At 60.7% G+C, this 19,696-nt stretch carries 20 protein-coding genes; 7 read left to right on the forward strand and 13 right to left on the reverse strand.

What is annotated here, in order from left to right; genetic code table 11:
- Positions 1-108 precede the first annotated feature (108 nt).
- From yidC to yihA, 3 genes are read left to right on the forward strand one after another with little or no spacing between them, the layout of a single operon-like run.
- Entirely contained in the window at positions 109-1,926 is a 1,818-nt protein-coding gene (gene yidC, locus J4721_RS11675; RefSeq protein WP_014875962.1) for a membrane protein insertase YidC, read from the forward strand.
- Positions 1,923-2,675 carry an MOSC domain-containing protein gene (locus J4721_RS11680; RefSeq protein WP_211002737.1) on the forward strand — a complete coding sequence of 251 codons (753 nt, stop codon included), beginning with the start codon at positions 1,923-1,925 and terminating at the stop codon, positions 2,673-2,675. Before yidC ends, J4721_RS11680 begins: the two co-directional genes overlap by 4 nt.
- Positions 2,675-3,325 (forward strand): ribosome biogenesis GTP-binding protein YihA/YsxC, encoded by a 651-nt coding sequence (yihA, locus tag J4721_RS11685; RefSeq protein WP_211002738.1) that lies wholly within the window; start codon positions 2,675-2,677, stop codon positions 3,323-3,325. The genes J4721_RS11680 and yihA overlap by 1 nt, the downstream gene beginning before the upstream one ends.
- Before the next feature lie 89 nt (positions 3,326-3,414).
- Here yihA and J4721_RS11690 read toward each other — a convergent pair whose 3' ends face one another.
- Complete coding sequence (locus J4721_RS11690) at positions 3,415-4,143, reverse strand: SDR family NAD(P)-dependent oxidoreductase (RefSeq protein WP_014875965.1); 729 nt, start codon at positions 4,141-4,143, stop codon at positions 3,415-3,417.
- Between the two features lie 224 nt (positions 4,144-4,367).
- Here J4721_RS11690 and argB point away from each other — a divergent pair, with 224 nt between their 5' ends.
- From argB to J4721_RS11710, 4 genes are all read left to right on the forward strand, one after another.
- Complete coding sequence (gene argB / locus J4721_RS11695; protein WP_014875966.1) at positions 4,368-5,228, forward strand: acetylglutamate kinase; 861 nt, start codon at positions 4,368-4,370, stop codon at positions 5,226-5,228.
- A gap of 199 nt (positions 5,229-5,427) precedes the next feature.
- Positions 5,428-6,171: a ferredoxin gene (locus J4721_RS11700; protein ID WP_211002780.1), complete on the forward strand. Its 744-nt coding sequence runs from the start codon at positions 5,428-5,430 to the stop codon at positions 6,169-6,171.
- Positions 6,168-6,665 (forward strand): histidine phosphatase family protein, encoded by a 498-nt coding sequence (locus tag J4721_RS11705; RefSeq protein WP_014875968.1) that lies wholly within the window; start codon positions 6,168-6,170, stop codon positions 6,663-6,665. The genes J4721_RS11700 and J4721_RS11705 overlap by 4 nt, the downstream gene beginning before the upstream one ends.
- 218 nt (positions 6,666-6,883) lie before the next feature.
- Positions 6,884-7,342 (forward strand): DUF411 domain-containing protein, encoded by a 459-nt coding sequence (locus J4721_RS11710; RefSeq protein WP_102859334.1) that lies wholly within the window; start codon positions 6,884-6,886, stop codon positions 7,340-7,342.
- 148 nt (positions 7,343-7,490) lie between these two features.
- Here the strand turns inward: J4721_RS11710 and J4721_RS11715 are convergent, their stop codons facing one another.
- The 12 genes from J4721_RS11715 to J4721_RS11770 form a co-directional block, all read right to left on the reverse strand.
- Positions 7,491-8,282 carry an amino acid ABC transporter ATP-binding protein gene (locus tag J4721_RS11715; protein WP_040174773.1) on the reverse strand — a complete coding sequence of 264 codons (792 nt, stop codon included), beginning with the start codon at positions 8,280-8,282 and terminating at the stop codon, positions 7,491-7,493.
- Positions 8,283-8,294: 12 nt separating this feature from the next.
- Entirely contained in the window at positions 8,295-9,593 is a 1,299-nt protein-coding gene (locus J4721_RS11720; RefSeq protein WP_014878930.1) for an amino acid ABC transporter permease, read from the reverse strand.
- A gap of 3 nt (positions 9,594-9,596) precedes the next feature.
- Positions 9,597-10,829 carry an amino acid ABC transporter permease gene (locus J4721_RS11725; protein WP_014875972.1) on the reverse strand — a complete coding sequence of 411 codons (1,233 nt, stop codon included), beginning with the start codon at positions 10,827-10,829 and terminating at the stop codon, positions 9,597-9,599.
- A 143-nt stretch (positions 10,830-10,972) separates the two neighbouring features.
- On the reverse strand, positions 10,973-11,989 hold the full coding sequence (locus J4721_RS11730) for an amino acid ABC transporter substrate-binding protein (RefSeq protein WP_014875973.1): 1,017 nt from the start codon (positions 11,987-11,989) through the stop codon (positions 10,973-10,975).
- 229 nt (positions 11,990-12,218) lie between these two features.
- The gene (locus tag J4721_RS11735; RefSeq protein WP_211002739.1) at positions 12,219-12,926 is read right to left on the reverse strand and encodes an ATP12 family chaperone protein; all 708 of its coding nucleotides are present in this window, start codon (positions 12,924-12,926) and stop codon (positions 12,219-12,221) included.
- A 4-nt stretch (positions 12,927-12,930) separates the two neighbouring features.
- Positions 12,931-13,596, reverse strand: a complete 666-nt coding sequence (locus J4721_RS11740; RefSeq protein ID WP_211002781.1) for an HAD-IA family hydrolase — start codon at positions 13,594-13,596, stop codon at positions 12,931-12,933.
- Between the two features lie 14 nt (positions 13,597-13,610).
- Positions 13,611-14,657 (reverse strand): RluA family pseudouridine synthase, encoded by a 1,047-nt coding sequence (locus J4721_RS11745; protein ID WP_102888519.1) that lies wholly within the window; start codon positions 14,655-14,657, stop codon positions 13,611-13,613.
- On the reverse strand, positions 14,654-15,034 hold the full coding sequence (crcB, locus tag J4721_RS11750) for a fluoride efflux transporter CrcB (protein WP_014878925.1): 381 nt from the start codon (positions 15,032-15,034) through the stop codon (positions 14,654-14,656). Before crcB ends, J4721_RS11745 begins: the two co-directional genes overlap by 4 nt.
- 136 nt (positions 15,035-15,170) lie before the next feature.
- Entirely contained in the window at positions 15,171-16,493 is a 1,323-nt protein-coding gene (locus tag J4721_RS11755; RefSeq protein ID WP_211002740.1) for a replication-associated recombination protein A, read from the reverse strand.
- Between the two features lie 2 nt (positions 16,494-16,495).
- Positions 16,496-17,893: a trypsin-like peptidase domain-containing protein gene (locus tag J4721_RS11760; protein WP_102915852.1), complete on the reverse strand. Its 1,398-nt coding sequence runs from the start codon at positions 17,891-17,893 to the stop codon at positions 16,496-16,498.
- 190 nt (positions 17,894-18,083) lie between these two features.
- Positions 18,084-18,506, reverse strand: a complete 423-nt coding sequence (gene rplQ, locus J4721_RS11765) for a 50S ribosomal protein L17 (protein ID WP_014875980.1) — start codon at positions 18,504-18,506, stop codon at positions 18,084-18,086.
- Between the two features lie 146 nt (positions 18,507-18,652).
- On the reverse strand, positions 18,653-19,669 hold the full coding sequence (locus J4721_RS11770; protein ID WP_014875981.1) for a DNA-directed RNA polymerase subunit alpha: 1,017 nt from the start codon (positions 19,667-19,669) through the stop codon (positions 18,653-18,655).
- Positions 19,670-19,696 lie beyond the last annotated feature (27 nt).

Consider the following 19,696-nt stretch of genomic DNA (forward strand, 5'->3'; position numbering starts at 1 on the left):
CCGTCAACCGCGTCGCGAGGCCGCCATGGGGGCGATTCCGCTTGACCTTTGGGGGGCATCTCTGTTGAACCACACCCTGTCATTCCATACACGAGGTGGCAGTCCCCAATGGACGATCAGAACAAGAACCTTCTTCTCGCAACCGCGCTTAGCTTCCTGGTGATTCTGGGGTGGTATGTCTTTTTCCCACCGCCAGAACCGCAGCCCCAGCCGGACGCTGTTGTTGCAGAGACCGCGCCTGCAGGCGACGTTGTGAGCGCACCAGCCGCCGCCAGCCCCGCAGCTGGCAGCGAAGGCGCAGCTGTCACGGCCGAGGCTGAGACCGCCGCCGATGCGCCGCGTCTCACCATCGAAACGCCCCGCGTCTCCGGCACCATCTCCCTGCTGGGCGGGCGTCTCGACGACCTGTCTCTCAAGGACTACCGCGTCTCGCTGGAAGAGGATGCCGCCATCGTCAAGATGCTGTCCCCTGCTGGTGATCCGAATGCCTATTACGCGCTCTATGGCTGGGCACCGGGTGCCGGTCTTGGCCCTGATGATGTGCCCGGAGCCAACACCCTATGGCAGGCCGAAGGCGACGCGACCCTGACGCCGGACAGCCCGGTCACCCTGACCTGGGACAATGGCAAGGGCCTCACATTCAACCGCACCATTGCGGTCGATCAGGATTATCTCTTCACCATCACGCAGTCGGTGACCAACGCCTCCGGCAGCACGGTCGCGCTGGCGCCTTACGGCACGCTGGCCCGCCATGGCGAGCCGCAGGATCTGAAGAACTTCTTCATCCTGCATGAGGGCGTGATTGGCATGGCCGACGGTACCCTCGCCGAAATCGACTATGACGACATGACCGATTTCGAAGTGGACGCCCGCAGCGGTGCCCGCGCCGAGGTGACCCAGGTCGAAACCAATGGCTGGATCGGTTTCACCGACCACTACTGGATGTCGACCCTGGTGCCAGAGCCGGGTCAGGCCTTCCGCTCCATCGCCAAATTCGATGAGCGCCGCGAGATCTATCAGACCGATATCGTGCTGCCGACCGTCACCGTTGCCGCTGGCGACACCTCTGAAGTCACCACCATGCTGTTTGCGGGTGCCAAGGAATGGGCCACCATTCGCGGCTATCAGAAAGACGGCATCGAGGGGTTCCTCGACAGCATCGACTGGGGTTGGTTCTTCTTCCTGACCAAGCCGATCTTTGCGGTTCTGCACTGGCTGAACGCGTTGATTGGCAACATGGGCTGGGCGATCATCGGCCTGACCGTATTGATCAAGCTTCTTGTTTTCCCGCTGGCCTATAAATCCTATGCCTCCATGGCGAAGATGAAAGAGCTGCAACCGCGGATGGAGGAGATCAAGGAGAAGGCGGGCGACGATCGTCAGAAACTCCAGCAGGAGATGATGGCGCTCTACAAGAAGGAAAAGGTCAACCCGGCCGCCGGCTGTCTGCCGATCCTGATCCAGATCCCGATCTTCTTCTCGCTCTACAAGGTGATCTTCGTCACGCTGGAACTGCGTCACGCGCCCTTCTTTGGTCCGTTCCAGGATCTGAGCGCGCCGGATCCGACGTCCATCATGAACCTCTTTGGCCTGCTGCCGATGGCAGCCCCGGTCGAGGGCACGCTGATGGCGACGATCTTCATCGGGATTCTGCCGATTCTTCTTGGTATCTCGATGTGGTTGCAGCAGAAACTGAACCCGGCGCCGACCGATCCGACCCAGCAGATGATCTTTGCCTGGATGCCGTGGGTCTTCATGTTCATGCTGGGCGGCTTTGCCTCCGGTCTGGTGGTCTACTGGATCGCGAACAACACCATCACCTTCACGCAGCAGTATTTGATCATGCGCAGCCACGGCTACAAGCCGGATGTCTTCGGCAATATCAAATCCGGCTTCAAGAAGACGCCAAAGGCTGAAAAGAAATGAGCGAAGGCATAACTCATATCTGGCGGCATCCGATCAAATCACATGGTCGGGAGCCGCTGGAGAGCGCCTCTTTGGTCGCCGGGCAGTGTCTGCCCGGCGATCGCGTTTGGGCGGTCGCCCATGAGGCCTCCAAGGCTGACGGAAGCGCTTGGGTGCCCTGCGCCAACTTCAGCCGTGTCGCCAAGGCACCGCAGCTGATGGCGGTAGAAGCCCGCTACGACACGGCCACGGGCGAGGTGACACTGACCCATCCGACACAGGATGCGCTGACCTTCACCCCTGATAGCGCGGCTGACCTGCCCCGGTTCCTTGACTGGGTACGCCCCCTGATGCCCGAAGACCGCGCCGCCTCCGCCCGCATTCTGCGGGTGCCGGGACGGGGCATGACCGACAGCGATTTCCCGTCGATCAGCCTGTGCAACTGGGCGTCTCACCGCGCAGTGGAAGCCGCCATCGGTCATCCGCTGTCGCCGCAGCGCTGGCGCGGCAATATCTGGTTCGACACAGGCACCGCCTGGGAAGAAAACGACTGGATCGGCCGCAATGTACAGATTGGCGAGGCGGTGTTGACCGTCCGCGAACGTACCGTGCGCTGCCTTGCAACCACAACCAATCCCGAGACCGGCGTCCGCGACGCCGATACGCTGAAGACCCTGCGCGACACCTGGGGTCATCAGGACTTTGCTGTCTATGCAGAGGTCATCCAAGACGGCGCGATCCGCGTCGGCGATACTGTAAAGGTGCTCTGATGCAGATGCCGTTCCCCCTGGCCGAAACGCCAGATGAACTCATGACCGAAAAGGGTCGCAAACTGTTTGCCGGACAATCGGAATTTGTCAAAGGCGTGGTTGCGATGTCCGGCCTACCGCCTGCCGACCGGATTGAGGTCTGCTTTGCCGGCCGCTCCAATGTGGGCAAATCCAGCCTGATCAACGCGCTGACCGGCACCAAAGGTCTGGCGCGGGCCTCCAACACGCCGGGGCGCACGCAGGAAATCAACTATTTCACCCAAGGCCCTGAACTGTATCTGGTCGACCTTCCGGGCTATGGCTATGCCAATGCACCCCTACCTGTGGTGGAGAAATGGCAGCGCCTGCTGAAACAATATCTCTCCGGCCGTCAGACCCTGCGCCGGGCCTTTGTGCTGATCGACAGCCGCCATGGGATCAAGAAGGTCGATGACGAGATCATGACCCGGCTGGACAGTTCTGCCGTGACCTTCCAATGCGTGATGACCAAGGCGGACAAGGTCAAGGACAAGGATCGGGCCGTCGTGATGGAACAGGTGCGCAGCGCCCTCTCCAAACACCCTGCCGCCTATCCGGAGATCGTGATGACCTCCTCGGAGAAAGGCGACGGCATTGCCACCCTGCGGTCCATCATCGCCGGGCTTGAATGACGCCAACCCCATTCAGTGAAATGACAGACGCCCCCGTGATCCGCTGATCCGGGGGCGTTTTGTCTCTAATGCGCAAGGTAGAGCCGATATCAGACGTGTTGGGCGCCGTTCACTTCAATCTCCGCGCCCGAGATATACGAGCTTTCGTCAGAGCAAAGATAATAGATCGCTGCGGCCACTTCTTCTGGCTGGCCCAACCGCTGCAGCGGCAGTTTCTCGACAATCTTATCTGTGCCCGGCGAGAGGATCGCGGTCTCCACCTCCCCCGGCGCAATGGCATTGACACGCACGCCCAGAGGGCCGAAATCATGCGCCATCTCGCGGGTCAGAGCTGCCAGCGCCGCCTTCGATGTGGCATAGGCCGCCCCCGCAAACGGGTGCACCCGGCTGCCGGCAATCGAGGTCACATTGACAACCGAGCCCTTGGCGGCGGCCAATTCATCCTTCAGCCCCCGTGCCAGCACCACGGAAGCAAAGAAATTCACGTGGAACACCTTGCCCCAGGTCATCAGGTCAGTGTCCAGCGTGTTCAGTCGCTCACCCTCCGGCCCCTTGGGCGAGACGCCAGCATTGTTGACCAGCGCATCTAACTGCCCCCCCAAGAGTTCTTGAATTTCACCTACCTTATTTATCGTGTCGGTCGGATCGGACAGGTCCACCTGCACATGGTTTTCCTGCCCTCCACCCCAGGGACATTCGGCAGGAAAGGGCTGGCGCGAACAGGTGATCACCCGCCAGCCTTCGGCATTGAACCGTTGCACCGTCGCATGGCCAATGCCCCGGCTTGCACCGGTCAACAAAAGGGTTTTCTTGCGCATCTCACCATCCTTGGCCCAAAGCCACTACCGAGGTTTCGTCTGACAGTCAGACGATCCGCACCGCATCATCAGCACGTTCAGGCGAACCTAGCACCACAACAGACAACCGCAATGGGGCGAATACTCCGACCGATGCTTGGCACAGCGGGCAGAACCGCGTAACACAAGCGCCATGGCACCGCCGCCTGCGCCGCTTGCTGCGGCCAGTTCCAGGGATTGCAACGATGAAGAAACAAGACATGAACCGCGATTGGATTGCTACAGCCGAGACCCTCTCAAGCGCCCTGCCTTATCTGCAGCGCTATGACGGCGCCATCGTCGTGGTCAAACTCGGTGGCCACGCCATGGGCAGCGACGAGGCGATGGAAACCTTTGCCCGCGACATCGTGCTGTTGCGGCAGGTTGGGGTAAACCCGGTCATCGTTCATGGCGGCGGCCCGATGATCAATGCCATGCTGGAAAAACTACAGATCAAATCCGATTTCGTGAACGGCAAACGGGTCACCGATGCCGCCACAATGGAAGTGGTCGAAATGGTGCTGTCCGGCGTGGTGAACAAGCGTATTGTTCAGGCAATCAACCGTCAGGGCGGCGCTGGGGTCGGCCTCTCGGGCAAGGATGCAAATCTCATCACCTGCACCCAGGCGGACCCGGATCTGGGCTTTGTCGGAACCCCATCGCAGATGGACCCTTCCGTGCTCCACCACCTGTTTGAACAGGACATGATCCCGGTCATTGCCCCCATCGGTGCGGGCCCCAATGGCGAGACCTTCAACATCAACGGCGACACCGCCGCAGGCGCGATTGCCTCTGCGCTGAAGGCCGACCGCCTGCTGCTGCTGACCGATGTGTCCGGCGTCAAGAACGGCGCAGGCGAGGTGGTGACCGAACTGAAAGCCGCCGACGTCGAGGCGATGACCCGCGATGGTGTGATCATCGGCGGCATGATTCCGAAAACCGAAACCGCACTGGCTGCCGTGCGCAGCGGCGTGCGGGCCTGCACCATCGTGGATGGGCGGGTGCCCAATGCGGTGTTGCTGGAGCTGTTCACCGACCACGGGGCCGGGTCGATGATCCGCCCCTGAGGCATCCCGACCTTCGGCCCAATCTCCCTCCTATTCGCACCTTCTGGTCGCAACCTGATTCCCGCCTTGCCGGGCGAGGCAGGCACGAGTGGCACCTTTGCGCGTGATTGACGACGGCGAAATCCTCTTAGGGAAACCGGCAAAACTGCGCTAGACTGTGGCCATGACCAGCCCCCCCGACACGGACAGGGCCGTTGCCATGGATACCGCAACGGCACCTGTCGCTGACCCTATTGCGACCACCCAAAGCTACACCCGGCTGCAAGCAGCCGCCGAAAAGCTTGGGCTGGATATCTACGGCGGCTTCCATCCGACACCGGCGGAGATGCGGCGCAGTCCAGGCATCACCCAGCCCCAGCACGCTGCCCCCGGCGTCCCATACGGCACGCTGATCCTGCTGGGCACGGCGCCGTCCTTCTGGCCACAGTTCCGCAGCAGTCCGGAGGCTCAGGATGGCGCCGCCGACCCGGTTGATCGCTGGTCACGCCGCGTCATCACCGCATTGGCGGAGGCGTGGCAGGCCATACCGGCTTTTCCCTTCACAGGCCCGCCTTATGCGCCTTTTGTGGGTTGGGCGCTGGCAACGGGCCGCTGTTTCACATCCCCGTCGCAAATGCTGGTGCATGATCGCTACGGTATGATGATTTCCTTTCGCGGCGCGCTTTATCTCACAACCCATTTGGACCTGCCGCCCCCACCACAGGCCGAGGCCCCCTGCCTCAGCTGCGATACCCAACCCTGCCTGACCGCCTGTCTTGTGGCCGCCCTGAACGACGGCGGCCCCTATGATCTGGCCGCCTGCCACGACCATCTGGACAGCCCTGCAGGCGCGTCCTGCCTGTCCGCGGGCTGTCTCGCCCGCCGTGCCTGCCCACTGAGCGCAGGCGCTGACCGTCTCCCGGCGCAATCCGCCCATCACATGAGGTATTTTCACATAAAATGACCTGCACGCTGATCCTGACCCGCCACGCCAAATCCGCCTGGGATACCTCCGCCCCCAGCGACCACGCCCGCCCGCTCAATAACCGCGGCCGCCATTCCGCCGCGGCCGTTGGGACCTGGCTGCGCGAAATCGGGATGATCCCGGATCAGGTGATCTCCTCCTCGGCACAACGCACCCGCGAGACCTGTGATCTGATGGAGCTTGGCGCGCCTGCGGTCTTCATCGAACGGCTTTATCACGCCAGCGCGGAAATCCTGTTTCAAGTCCTGCGCGAAGCGGAACACAAACGGGTGCTGATCCTGGGCCACAACCCCGGCCTCGCCGCCTTTGCCCATTCCATCGTCCGACACCCACCGGATCATTCCCGGTTTGACGATTTCCCCACCGGTGCCACGCTGATCGCCCGCTTCGACATCGACCGCTGGGCCGATCTGACATGGAGCAGCGGCAAGGTGGCGGAATTCACTGTCCCGCGTGAGTTGCTGGGCGCCTGACGACACGCCCGGCCACGCCCATCATCAAAGCGCCTCCCGCCGCACCGGCAGGACCTCCCGCCCGTCGTGGCAGCATTACCATGCAACCGCTCCCGTTGGGCGTGGGTCAACGCATCTGTGGCATCCTGTCGCTCCCACGCAGGAACCCATTCGCCCCCTCTCTCGGATATCCACTAGCATCGGGAGGTCGAGACCACCGCAAATGGAGCCTCCCTGATATGAACCGCCGATCCTTTCTACTGACCGCGGCCGCCACTCTGCCCCTCGCCACAGGCGCATTGGCCACCACGGACGCGACCCCGCTGATTGAAGTGATGAAGTCCCCCAGCTGCGGCTGCTGCACCGGATGGGTGGACCACCTCACCACCTCAGGCCTCCAGACAGAGGTCCGGAATGTCACCGATGATCAGCTCTGGCAGATGAAGTCCCGGCTTGGCATCACCGATGCGCTGGCCTCCTGCCACACTGCAATGGTTGCCGGCTATGTGATTGAAGGCCATGTGCCTGCACAAGATATCACCCGCCTTCTCGCCGAACGTCCCGATGCCTTGGGTCTCAGTGTGCCCGGCATGCCAATCGGCTCTCCCGGGATGGAGATGGGCGACGACACAGAGCCCTTTGCCACGCTGCTGATCCGGCCAGACGGCAACAGCGAGATCTTTGCACGCCACGGCTAAAAACCGGCACAACCCCGCCCCGTCATCTTTCCGGTAAATACTCCGGGGGTCAGGGGGCAGCGCCCCCTGCCAGTGATCCCAACCAGAGCCGCCAAACAAAAAAGGCCGGGCAAATGCCCGGCCTTTCCAATGTTATACCAAACGCCCCTCAGTGACCGAGGATCTGGCTCAGGAACAGTTTGGTGCGTTCGCTCTGCGGATTGTTGAAGAACTCTTCCGGCTCATTCTGTTCCACGATCTGCCCCGCATCCATGAAGATCACGCGGTTCGCCACCTGACGGGCAAAGCCCATCTCGTGGGTGACGCAGAGCATGGTCATGCCCTCTTCCGCGAGCTCGATCATTGTATCGAGCACCTCTTTGATCATCTCCGGGTCCAGCGCCGATGTCGGCTCATCAAACAGCATGATCCGCGGCATCATGCAGAGTGAGCGGGCAATCGCCACACGCTGCTGCTGACCACCGGAGAGCATACCGGGATATTTATGCGCCTGGTCGGGGATCTTCACCTTTTCCAGGAAGTGCATCGCGCGCTCTTCGGCTTCTTTCTTGGGCGTCTTGCGCACCCAGATCGGCGCCAGCGTACAATTCTCAAGAATCGTCAAATGCGGGAACAGGTTGAAGTGCTGGAACACCATGCCAACCTCGGACCGGATCTTGTCGATGTTCTTGAGGTCGTTGGACAGCTCCGTGCCATCCACCATGATCTTGCCCTGCTGGTGCTCTTCCAGCGCATTGAGGCAGCGGATCAGGGTGGATTTACCAGACCCCGACGGCCCCGCGATCACGATCCGCTCGCCCTGATTGACGGTCAGATTGATGTCGCGCAGCACATGGAAGGACCCATACCACTTGTTCATATTGTTGATTTCAATGGCTACCTCGTCGCTCACCTGCATTTTGGAGCGGTCGATGGCGCGGTCAGACATAAGTTCAGACATATGTTGAACTCCTTAGTGGTGATCGGTGGCGAGACGACGCTCGAGCCACTGTGAATATTGAGAGATGCCGTAGCAGACGATGAAGAACAGGAAGGCGGCAAAGCCGAGGAGTTCCCAATAAACGCCGTTCCACTCGGTGGAGGCGAGGATTGGACCCCGGATCATGCCCACCAGGTCGAACATCGAGATGACCGACACCAGCGTGGTATCCTTGAACAGACCAACGGCCACGTTCACGATACCGGGGATCGAGATCTTCAGAGCCTGCGGCAGGATGATCAGGCGCATCGCCTGCGGATAATCCAGCCCCAGACTGTCTGCTGCTTCGTACTGCCCCTTGGGCAGCGCGGCCAGACCGCCCCGGATCACTTCGGCGATATAGGCCGCAGAGAACAGGGTGATCATGATGACCACACGCAGGAACAGGTCCACGGTGGCATCTGGCGGGAAGAAGTAGGACAGCATCACCGATGCCACAAACAACAGGGTGATCAGCGGCACGCCACGCACGAATTCGATGAAAACGACGCAGATCCACTTGATCAACGGCATGTTGGACTGACGCCCCAGCGCCAGCGCGATACCCAGCGGCACCGACAGCGACACACAGGTGACACCCAGCATCATGTTCAGCATGAAGCCGCCCAGATCGCGCGAGGGTACAGCCGACAGCATTGCGTTGTCAGATGCCCCCTCCGGGATCAGAAAGCCGCCGATATTCCAGACCACGACCGCAGCAACAATCGCACCGAAGAACCCCAGAGCAAAGCTGCCCTTGCCGAATTTCTGGAACACAAACCCAGCAGCGACAAAGCCAAGCAGGGCAACGATCGGCACCAGGATGGAGCCACCCCAGATCAGCCAGAAGGCCAGGAACGGATAGATCGCAGTGAAGGCCAAAAGCTTGCGCGGCAGGTCAAAGAACAGCACCGGTGCCAGCGCGACGAGCAACAGCACCAACGCCAGATTAGGGCGCCAATATTCCGTCCCCGGGTATTTGAAGCCATAGAGCAACTGGTTCCAACGCTCCGTCAGGACCGAGAAACAGGCGCCAAGCTTGCCATCCAGAACCTCACGGCATTCCGCGAGCGAGTTGGTGGTCCAGACGCCGTTCAGCAACCACGGCAGCGTGCTGCTCAGCAGAGCATAGATCAGCGCCAGCGCCGCCAGTGTCAGGATCGAATTGGGGACGCTGGAGAACAGATTCTCGCGGATCCATTTATAGACCCCGGTCTCGCGGCCCGGCGGCGGTGCCGGCGGGATCTGGGTTTCGCGGACAAAGGCGACAGTTTGTGCGTGTGTATCGCTCATGTCTCAGCGCTCCTTCAGTTTCACAGATGCGTTGTAGACGTTCATCACCATGGAGATGAGCAGCGACGCGGTGAGATAGAACAACATCAGCAGCAGCACGCATTCGATGGCGCGGCCGGTCTGGTTCAGCGTGATGCCGCCCAGGGTCGCGGTGATGTCGGCATAGCCCACAGCAATCGCCAGCGAGGAGTTCTTGGTGATGTTGAGGAAGTTGGAGATCAGCGGCGGAATGATGACGCGCAGCGCCTGCGGCAGCACAACGAGGTTCATGATCCGACCCGGACGCAGACCCAGCGCCGCGGCAGCTTCGGTTTGCCCCTTGTTGATCGCCTGAATACCCGCACGCACGTTTTCCGCGATGAAGGCACCGGTGTAGATCGACAGAGCAAACCACAGGGCAATCAGTGGCCCACCAATCTTGATACCGCCTTTGAAGTTGAAGCCTTTCAGCTCCGGCACTTCCCAGGACAGGCCCATGACAAACAGGACCAGCGCCAGAGGCACCAGCCAGACGCCAAGGGCAATCAGCTTGGTTTTGGGACGCACGCCGGTTTTTTCCTGCGTCTTGGTCGCGTTGGCCTCAATCCGGCGCATCACAAGGAAGGACCCGACCAGCGCCGCAATCACCACCAGCCAGTTCAACGCACCTGAGGCGAAGAAACCGCTCTCGAACCAGGGCATCGGGATGTAGACACCCCGGTTGGTAAAGGCAAAGAGGTCAAACAGCATGCTCGACGTGGCGTTGTCACCCCGGAATTCCCGAGGCCCCGGCATCACGGCGGTCATGATGGTGAAAATGATGATGATCCAGATCAGAACCGGAATATTGCGGAAGATTTCCACATAAACGGCCATCAATTTGGAGACGAGCCAGTTGTTGGAGAGGCGCAGAACACCCGCAACCACACCAAAGATGGTGGCAGTGATACAGGCAAGAACGGCCACCAGCAGCGTGTTCAGAACACCAACAACCGCCGCGCGCGCGTGGCTGGACTGGCTGTCGTATTCGATCAGACGCTGGTTGATATCATAACCGGATGGATCCCCGAGGAACCCGTATGAGATATTCAGACCCGCGGCCCGCAGGTTCTGAATTAGGTTGTTCCCCAGATACCAGATGGCCAAGGCCAGAACCAGTGCAGCAATTGCCTGGAAGGTCAACGAACGATAGCGGGTATCGTTGACCAACATGGACAGCTGAAACTGTGCCTTTGGAGGGTCAGTGAGAGTTGACATGAATGTGTGATCCCCGTGGCTTATAGGTCAACTGATCGGCGGGGTTGGTTCCCTGCTCGCGTCAGACCTCAAGCGTTTTTGTTAGGATAGGTCGGTAGGAAAAAAGGGCGCAGGTTGGTCCTGCGCCCTTTCCTCAGTCGTTCTTAGCGGAAGGGCGGTGCGTAGAGCAGGCCGCCTTCGGTCCACTGTGCGTTCAGACCGCGTGCCAGACCAATCGGAGTGTCTTCGCCGATGTTCTTCGCAAAGACTTCGCCATAGTTGCCGCCAGCGCCGATGGCGTTTTTCGCCCAGTCAGCCGACAGACCCAGCATCTCGCCCAGGGTACCTTCGGTGCCCAGCAGACGGTTGATTTCCGGATTCTCGGTACCAGCAGCCATTTCGCCGATGTTGGCGGAGGTCACGCCCAGCTCTTCAGCTGCAACCAGTGCGTTCAGGCTCCAGCGCACAACGTCGCCCCACTCGTGGTCGCCGTGACGAACCAGCGGGCCCAGCGGCTCCTTGGAGATGATTTCGGGCAGCAGAACATGCGCCGAAGGATCATCGAAGGTCGCGCGGGTCGCCGCCAGACCAGAGGCGTCGGTGGTGTAGACGTCGCAGGCACCAGCCAGATACTGCTGCTGTGCTTCAGCGTTGGTTTCGATCGGAACCGGCTCATAGCTGATGTTGTTGGAGCGGAAGAAATCCGCCAGGTTCAGCTCGGTTGTGGTACCGGTCTGGATGCAGACGGTCGCGCCGTCCAGTTCCTTCGCGGAGGACACGCCCAGTTCCTTGGGAACCATAAAGCCCTGACCGTCGTAATAGTTCACACCAACGAATTCGAACTTCAGGTCGACATCGCGGCTGAAGGTCCAGGTGGTGTTGCGCGCCAGCATGTCGATCTCGCCGGAGGCCAGAGCGGTGAAGCGGGTTTTGCCGGTGGTGGGCACGAATTCGACGGCGGTCGAGTCGCCCAGTACAGCCGCAGCAACCGCGCGGCAGACAGCAACGTCAAAACCTTCCCATTCGCCATTGGCATTGGGCGCTGCAAAGCCGACCAGACCAGTGGTCACGCCGCAGTTCAGCTTGCCACGGGCCTTGACGTCGTCCAGCGTCCCCGCCGCAGCGGCACCGGCAGCCAGACCAGCAACAGTCAGCGCACCCAAAATTACCTTATTCTTCATGTTTACCTCTTCCTGATTGTCCGCCTATTTGGCGGCTCTTTTTGCCCGGCACCAGCCATGCCGGAGATAGGTGTTGAAACAGGATTTTCCCCATTTCGCGACCAAGTGTGGTCGCATTCATCAACAAACGTCAAGTGCGTGATCAGGAATTTCGATGGCCGTATAGAGAACATTTTCGTGGCCGCGAACGAATTTTGCGGCAACGTCGCGTTTTGGGTAATTAATTGCGCTAGCAGGAAAAATCGTAGAACCGCTTAGCGTGTAAAAACGCGGCGCGTTTCAGGTCTGCAGTGGCCTGAGCGTCTTCGTCCTGGCCCCATTGCTGTTCCTGCCACAGCTCATCCAGCCGTGACATCTCCCAGATCTGATCCGCCGGGCGCCAGCTCCTTGTCGCTGCGAACCCAAGGACGAGAGACCCCGACATCGCCACCAGATCATGGAAGGCCGCCAGCTGAAATGGTGTCATTTCATGGACTAAGCGGCGCAGTTGCGCCAGCGCCTCAGGATTCTGCGGTGCATGCAGAATACCAGAACGCGGCTCCAGCCGGGCCCCGAGAGTCTCCGCCGCCCAATCCAGCGCCGGGTCCCAGATTTCGGCCTGTCGCTGCACCAGCTCAACCGGCATCTCCGCGCGATAACACAAAAGATCGGAATCACCGTATTCGGCCAGCATATCCGCAACGGCCGCGTGCTGATGTGTCACCTTGTCGATTGCGGCATTGGCAGAACGGGTTACTGGCATGGTGTTTGGGTTAACTGATTCGGTCTGCGCGTCCCATTCCGCCGCAATTGCCTCGGCCATTTCGCGGACCGGCACAGCAAGCGCAGCTTTTGCGGGAGTTTTTACGCGCCGCCCGTCCAGTTCCACCGCAAACCCATCTTCGGTCTCGGCCACGGAGACAGCTTTCCAGAATCGTTTCTGTTTCCACTCGCTCATATCGTCAGTCTTTCCAGATGTGCTGCAACAGCGGTGCCAGGTCGGCAAAGCTGTCGATAATGTGATCTGCACCCAGCTGGTCCGCCGGATGAAATCCCCAGTTCACGGCGATGGTGCGCACGCCGGCAGCCCGGCCCATATCGATGTCAAAACTGGTGTCGCCGATCATCACAGTATGCTCAGGCAGTACCCCGGTCTCGGCCATCGCCCGCAGCACCATGGACGGATGCGGCTTTGACGGGTGGTGATCGGCACATTGGCGGGTTACGAAACACCGCAGCTCATGCGCCTCGATCAGCGCATCCAATCCACGTTGAGATTTGCCAGTGGCCACCCCCAGCAGGTAGTGCGGCACCGCATTCAGCTCCGCCAGCACCTCTGCCGCCCCGGGATAGAGCGGTGAATGCCCTGCGCCCTTGGTAACGCGCGCCCGGTGATACGCATCCTTGTATCGCCCAACCACTATATCCCGCGACTCTGGGTGCAGATCAGGGGCCAACTGCGCGACAGCCTCCGGCAATGAAAGGCCAACTATCGAAAGAATATCCTGTTTCACAGGCTTTCTTTCATACATCTCGAAAGCTTCCTGCATGCACTGAACAATGGTGCCCTCGCTATCCGCCAGGGTGCCATCCACATCAAACAGGATCAAACGCAGATCACCGCTCATCGTCATGAACCTCGTTACTGCAGGCTCTCAAACGGATCTTCTGCAGCCAGATCTTCAGACCAGCCAAAGGTGTCCCAGCTGTCCTTCATATGATCGGGCAAGGGCGCGGTGATCGACAGCGTCTTGCGCGTCACCGGATGCTCAAACGCCATGCGGCGGCAGTGCAGATGCAGCTTTTTGGAGATAATCCCCCCCAACTGCGCCCCCCAGCCATCGCCGAGGTTTTCCTGACTGGACCCGCCGTATTTGCCGTCACCGGCAATCGGGTGACCGATTTCAGCCATATGCGCGCGCAGCTGATGGGTGCGGCCGGTGATCGGCTCCATCGCAACCCAGGCCGCACGGCTGGCCACGCGGTAGAGCGTGGCATAATGCGTATGCGAGCGTTTGGCCCCGGGTGTGCTGTCCACCTCGTTGGAATGGATGGCGATCATTTTCTCGCCTTCGCCGCTTTTGCCGTGTCCCGGTGCCTTCACCAGCCCACATTTGATTTCACCGAGATAGGGCGTAGGAACGCCCGCCACCAGCGCCCAATAGATCTTGCGGGTGGCACGATGCCGGAAGGCTGCGGTCAGCGACTGCGCCGCCAGACGGGTGCGCGCCAGCACCAACACACCTGAGGTGTCCTTGTCCAGACGATGCACCAGACGCGGCTTTTCCTCGGCGTCGAACTGCAAGGCAGCACTCAGCCCGTCGACATGTTTGGTGGTGCCGCTGCCGCCCTGCACCGCCAGACCTGCCGGTTTGTTCAGCACGATGACCGCATCGTCCTTGTAGATCACACAGCCCCGGATCATCTTAGCGTCCGCTTCGGAAATCCGGTAGCTCGGCGCCTCTGCCGGTTTCAGGTCGCTTGCCCCAAGCGGCGGCACACGCACCACCTGCCCGGCTGCGACGCGGCTGTTGGCCTTCACCCGGCCCCCATCCAGACGCAATTCGCCCTTGCGGCACATCTTCTCGATCCGCCCCTGGCTCACATGCGGGAACAGCCGCCGCAGCCAGCGGTCAATACGCTGGTCTGCGTCGTCTTCACTGACGGTAATCATCTGTACGCCGCTCATGCGAACACTCCTCTGGCGGCCATCAGGCCGAAAAACAGTCCGCCGACCGACAGGCCCACGGACAACAGCACATAGAGCGCAGCCTGCCCAAAGGCACCGCGCTCGATCAGGGTGGCCGTCTCAAGCGAGAAGGCCGAAAACGTTGTGAAACCGCCCAGAAGGCCAGTCATCACAAAAGGGCTCAGGTGGGTTAGACCCTTATGGGCGGCAGTGACAACAAAGGCGCCCATCAGAAAGGAGCCGATCACATTCACCGCCAGAATCGCCACCGGGAACTCTCCCACCCCAAAGAGGCGGGTGATCCCCAAACCGGCCAGATAGCGGCAGGCAGCACCGATCGCACCGCCCAAGGCCACATATAGAACCGAAAAAACCATCAACGGTCTGTCGCCGGCTGGCGCGTGGATGTCAAGTTTCGCGCAAGCATGGCAGCATTGCAGCACCGGAGCAGGCCCTGTCACCTTTCCCCAAATACTCGCGCCGCAGGCACCGGCTTTGCCACGCAAAGCCGGATCAGCTGTTCCGCTTGGCGCGCAAATTGGCGAAATACTCGGTCCGGCGCCTCAACTCCCGTTCGAAACCCCGCTCAACCGGCTGATACAGCACCGGGCGCGGCACGTCGTCGGGAAAATAGTTCTGCCCTGAAAACCCATCCGCCGCATTGTGGTCGTAGTCATATCCGTCACCGTAACCTTGCGACTTCATCAGCTTGGTTGGCGCATTCAGGATATGCTTCGGCGGTGGCGCACTGCCGGTCTGTTTCGCCAGCCGCCGCGCCGCTTTGTAGGCCATGTAGCCGGCGTTGGTTTTCGGCGCGAGGGCCAAATAAATCACTGCCTGTGCCAGCGCCAGCTCGCCCTCCGGGCTGCCGAGACGCTCATAAGTCTCCCAGGCCTGGATACAGATCCCCTGCGCTTGCGGGTCGGCAAGGGCGATGTCCTCAACCGCCATCCGTGTCAGGCGGCGGGCCAGGTATCTGGGATCCTCGCCGCCCTCCAGCATGCGGGCAAACCAATAGAGTGCGGCATCCGGGTCGGAGCCGCGCACGGATTTATGCAGGGCGGAAATCAGGTTGTAATGCTCATCGCCGGACTTGTCATATTTCGCCGCCCGCCGCATCAGCCGGGTGGCCAGCGCCTCGCGGCCCAGCGGGCTGTCCACCTTCCAGGCGGCGACCTGTTCGATCAGGTTCAGCAGGGCGCGCCCGTCCCCATCCGCCATCTCCTGCAACGCGTCCCGCGCATCCGCGGTCAGCGGCAGGGCACGATCCAGCTCCTGCTCGGCCCGCTGGGTCAGCCTCTCCAGATCAGCAAGCGACAATCGCTCCAGCACCAAAACCTGCGCGCGAGAGAGCACAGCGGCGTTCAGTTCAAAACTCGGGTTTTCGGTGGTCGCCCCCACAAGGAGGATGGTCCCATCCTCCATATGCGGCAGGAACCCGTCCTGCTGCGCCTTGTTGAAGCGATGGATCTCGTCCACGAACAGCAGCGTGCCCTGCCCGTTCTGACGGCGGATCTTGGCCGCCTCAAACACTTTCTTCAGATCAGGCACACCGGTAAAAATGGCTGAGATCTGTACGAAATGCAGATCCGTCTCCCGCGCCAGCAGCCGCGCGATGGTGGTTTTACCCACGCCCGGCGGCCCCCAGAAGATCAGCGATGACAGCGAGCCGGAGGCCAGCATCACCCCAAGCGGGGCGTCCTCACCAAGAACCTGCGCCTGACCGATGACCTCAGCCAATGTCTTGGGCCGCAGGCGATCTGCCAGTGGGCGGTTCACCTCCGACTGCGGATCAGGGCGAGGCGCGGCATCGCCGCTGTCAAAGAGATCTGCCATGATCAGAGCCGATAGCGCAGCGAGACCCGCTGGCCTTGCCGGTTGAGATCGACCTTCATCCAGCGACCGATATTGCCCAGCACCTCAGACACATCCGCAGGCGTTTTGATCGCCTCATTGTTGATGCCCAGAATGATATCGCCCGCGCGCAGACCGACGCGGCTGCCATAGGCACCGGGGTCGGTGATCACCACCCCGTCAGAGGACATCGGCAGCTGGAATCGCAGGATTGACTGCGGATTGATCCGCGCCACGGTCAGACCCGGCAGCGGCGTGCCCTCATCAAGGCTGAGCGGGTTGGCGGGTGGTTCATCGGGGGCCAGCATCATCTCTACGGTCAGCACCTCACGCGCGCCTGCGCGCAGGCGGGTGACCTCGGCGGTGTCGCCGAGCCCGGTAACTGACATGCGGAACACCATCTCCGAGGGGGAGTTCACAGCCTCTCCTGCCACATCAAGAACGACATCTCCCACCTCAAATCCAGCTTTGGTGAAGGGGCTGGCGGGGTGAAGTTCGGAGATCACCATCCCCTCCGGCAGGTCCATCCCCAGCGAGGCGGCAAGATCCGCATCCACCGGTTGCCCCATCATCCCGGCCCAGGGGCGCTGAAATTCCTCGGCCCCGTCGTGGGCCTGCCGCATGAAGGCCCGCACCAGATTGGCCGGGATGGCGAAGCCGATGCCGTTGGACCCGCCGGAGCGGGTCACGATGCGGGTGTTGATGCCAATCAGATCGCCATTGACGTCAATCAGCGCGCCGCCAGAGTTACCGGGGTTGATCGGCGCATCTGTCTGGATGAAATAGCCAATCCCCTCCCCCGTGGCGGCGCCGCTGCGCGCCAGACCAGAGACGATCCCGCTGCTGACCGTCTGACCAACGCCGAAGGGATTGCCGATGGCCAGCGCCAGCTCGCCCACCTCGACCCCGTCACTGTCGCGCAGCTCAAGATAGGGAAGGTCCTCGGCCTCTTCCAATTGCAGAATGGCCAGGTCGCTGGCCTGATCCGCCAGCACCACCTGCGCTGCATATTCACGGCGGTCGGTGGTCACCACCCGTATATCCGTGGCCATGCCAACAACATGGTAGTTCGACACCACGATTCCATCCGGTGACAGGATCACGCCAGAGCCGAGGGAGTTCTGCACACGGGGCTGAGGCTTCGACAATCCGCGAAAGAAATCATCAAAGAACGGGTCATTCATGAAGGGCGTGCGGCGCTGTTCGTGAACAATCTTGGCGTAGATATTGACCACTGCCGGCGCGGCCTCTTTCACCAGCGGCGCGAAACCGAGGGAAATCTCTGCCTGATTCTGCGGCACACGGGTATCCGCGAGCGCCTGTGTAGAGGGGATCTGAGTGGCCAGAAACAGGCCCGCTGCGGTCAGGATTGCGCGAAACATGACGACTCCGATTGTTCTAATGAACAGGATATGCGGACCGCCGCCCTCTTTTACAAGGCTGGATTTCCGGGGGAAAAACCCAGCATTTTCACCCACCCGCTTTCACTCCCCCGCGCACGGCGTGCGAAAACGAAAAACCCCCGCCCTGTTGCCAGAGCGGGGGTCAGGTCCGGTCGGATGACCGATCTGATTATTCGTCAGCTGCAGCTTCTGCTTCGGCCAGACGTGCCTTGTCGGCAGCGCCTTTTGCGTCGCGATCACGATCAACGAATTCGATGATCGCCATCGGTGCCATGTCGCCATAGCGGAAGCCGGCTTTCAGGATACGGACATAGCCGCCCTGACGGTCTTTGTAACGCGGGCCCAGAACCTCGAACAGTTTTGCGACGTCCTTGTCTTCCTTCAGCTTGGATGCGGCCTGACGACGGGCGTGCAGGTCGCCGCGCTTTGCCAGAGTGATCATCTTTTCGATGATCGGGCGCAGTTCTTTTGCTTTGGGAAGGGTTGTCTTGATCTGCTCGTGCTCGATCAGCGAGCCAGCCATGTTGGAGAACAGGGCCTTACGGTGCTCATGAGTACGGTTCAGGCGGCGGTAACCACGTGCGTGACGCATTTTGATAGTCCTTTGATCTGCGTTTTTGCTTTGTCAGGCTGCTGATGCGTGTCAGCGGCTCACCTTGGGGCGTGTGCCCATGCTGTCCCCGGCCAAACCCGGGAATGTTTCGGGGAGGACCTGAGCCCTCCCCTCAAAGACGCGCTTTAGAAGCTGTCTTCGAATTTCTTGGCCAGATCTTCGATGTTGTCCGGCGGCCAGTCCTCAACGTCCATGCCAAGGTGCAGACCCATGCCCGACAGCACTTCTTTGATCTCGTTCAGGGACTTGCGGCCGAAGTTCGGCGTGCGCAGCATTTCTGCTTCGGTCTTCTGGATGAGATCGCCAATGTAGACGATGTTGTCGTTCTTCAGGCAGTTTGCCGAACGGACAGACAGTTCCAGCTCGTCCACTTTCTTCAGCAGAAGCGGGTTGAACTCGAGACCATCATCGTCGTCCTGACGGTTTGCCGATTCCGGTTCGTCGAAGTTGACGAAGATCGACAGCTGGTCCTGCACGATACGGGCCGCGTAGGCAACCGCGTCATCGGGCGTGATGGAGCCGTCTGTTTCAATCTTCATGGTCAGCTTGTCGTAGTCCAGAACCTGACCTTCACGGGTCGGCTGAACGTCATAGGAGACCTTCTTGACCGGCGAATAGATGGCGTCGATCGGGATCAGGCCGATGGGCGCATCTTCAGGCTTGTTCTTGTCAGCAGAGACATAGCCCTTGCCGGTGTTGACGGTCAGTTCCATGAACAGATCAGCACCATCATCGAGGTGACAGATCACGTGCTCACGGTTCAGCACTTCGATGCCAGCGGATTCGGAGATGTCACCGGCGGTGACAACTGCGGGGCCTTTGGCATTGATCGAGAGGCGCTTGGGGCCTTCGACTTCCATACGCAGCGACACACCTTTGAGGTTCAGGATGATGTCGGTGACATCTTCGCGAACGCCGGCGACGCTGGAGAATTCATGCAGGACGTTGTCGATCTGCACGGAGGTGATGGCGGCGCCTTGCAGCGAGCTCATCAGAACGCGGCGCAGCGCGTTGCCCAGTGTCAGACCAAAGCCGCGCTCCAGCGGTTCAGCCACAACGGTGGCCTGGCGTGCGGGATCATTGCCCGGCTTCACGTCAAGCTGAGTCGGCTTGATCAGTTCAGCCCAATTCTTGTGGATCATGCGGTCCCTCCATTCCTGTCTATACCT

Origin of the sequence: Phaeobacter sp. HS011 (assembly GCF_018101215.1) — a bacterium.
GTDB lineage: Bacteria > Pseudomonadota > Alphaproteobacteria > Rhodobacterales > Rhodobacteraceae > Phaeobacter > Phaeobacter inhibens.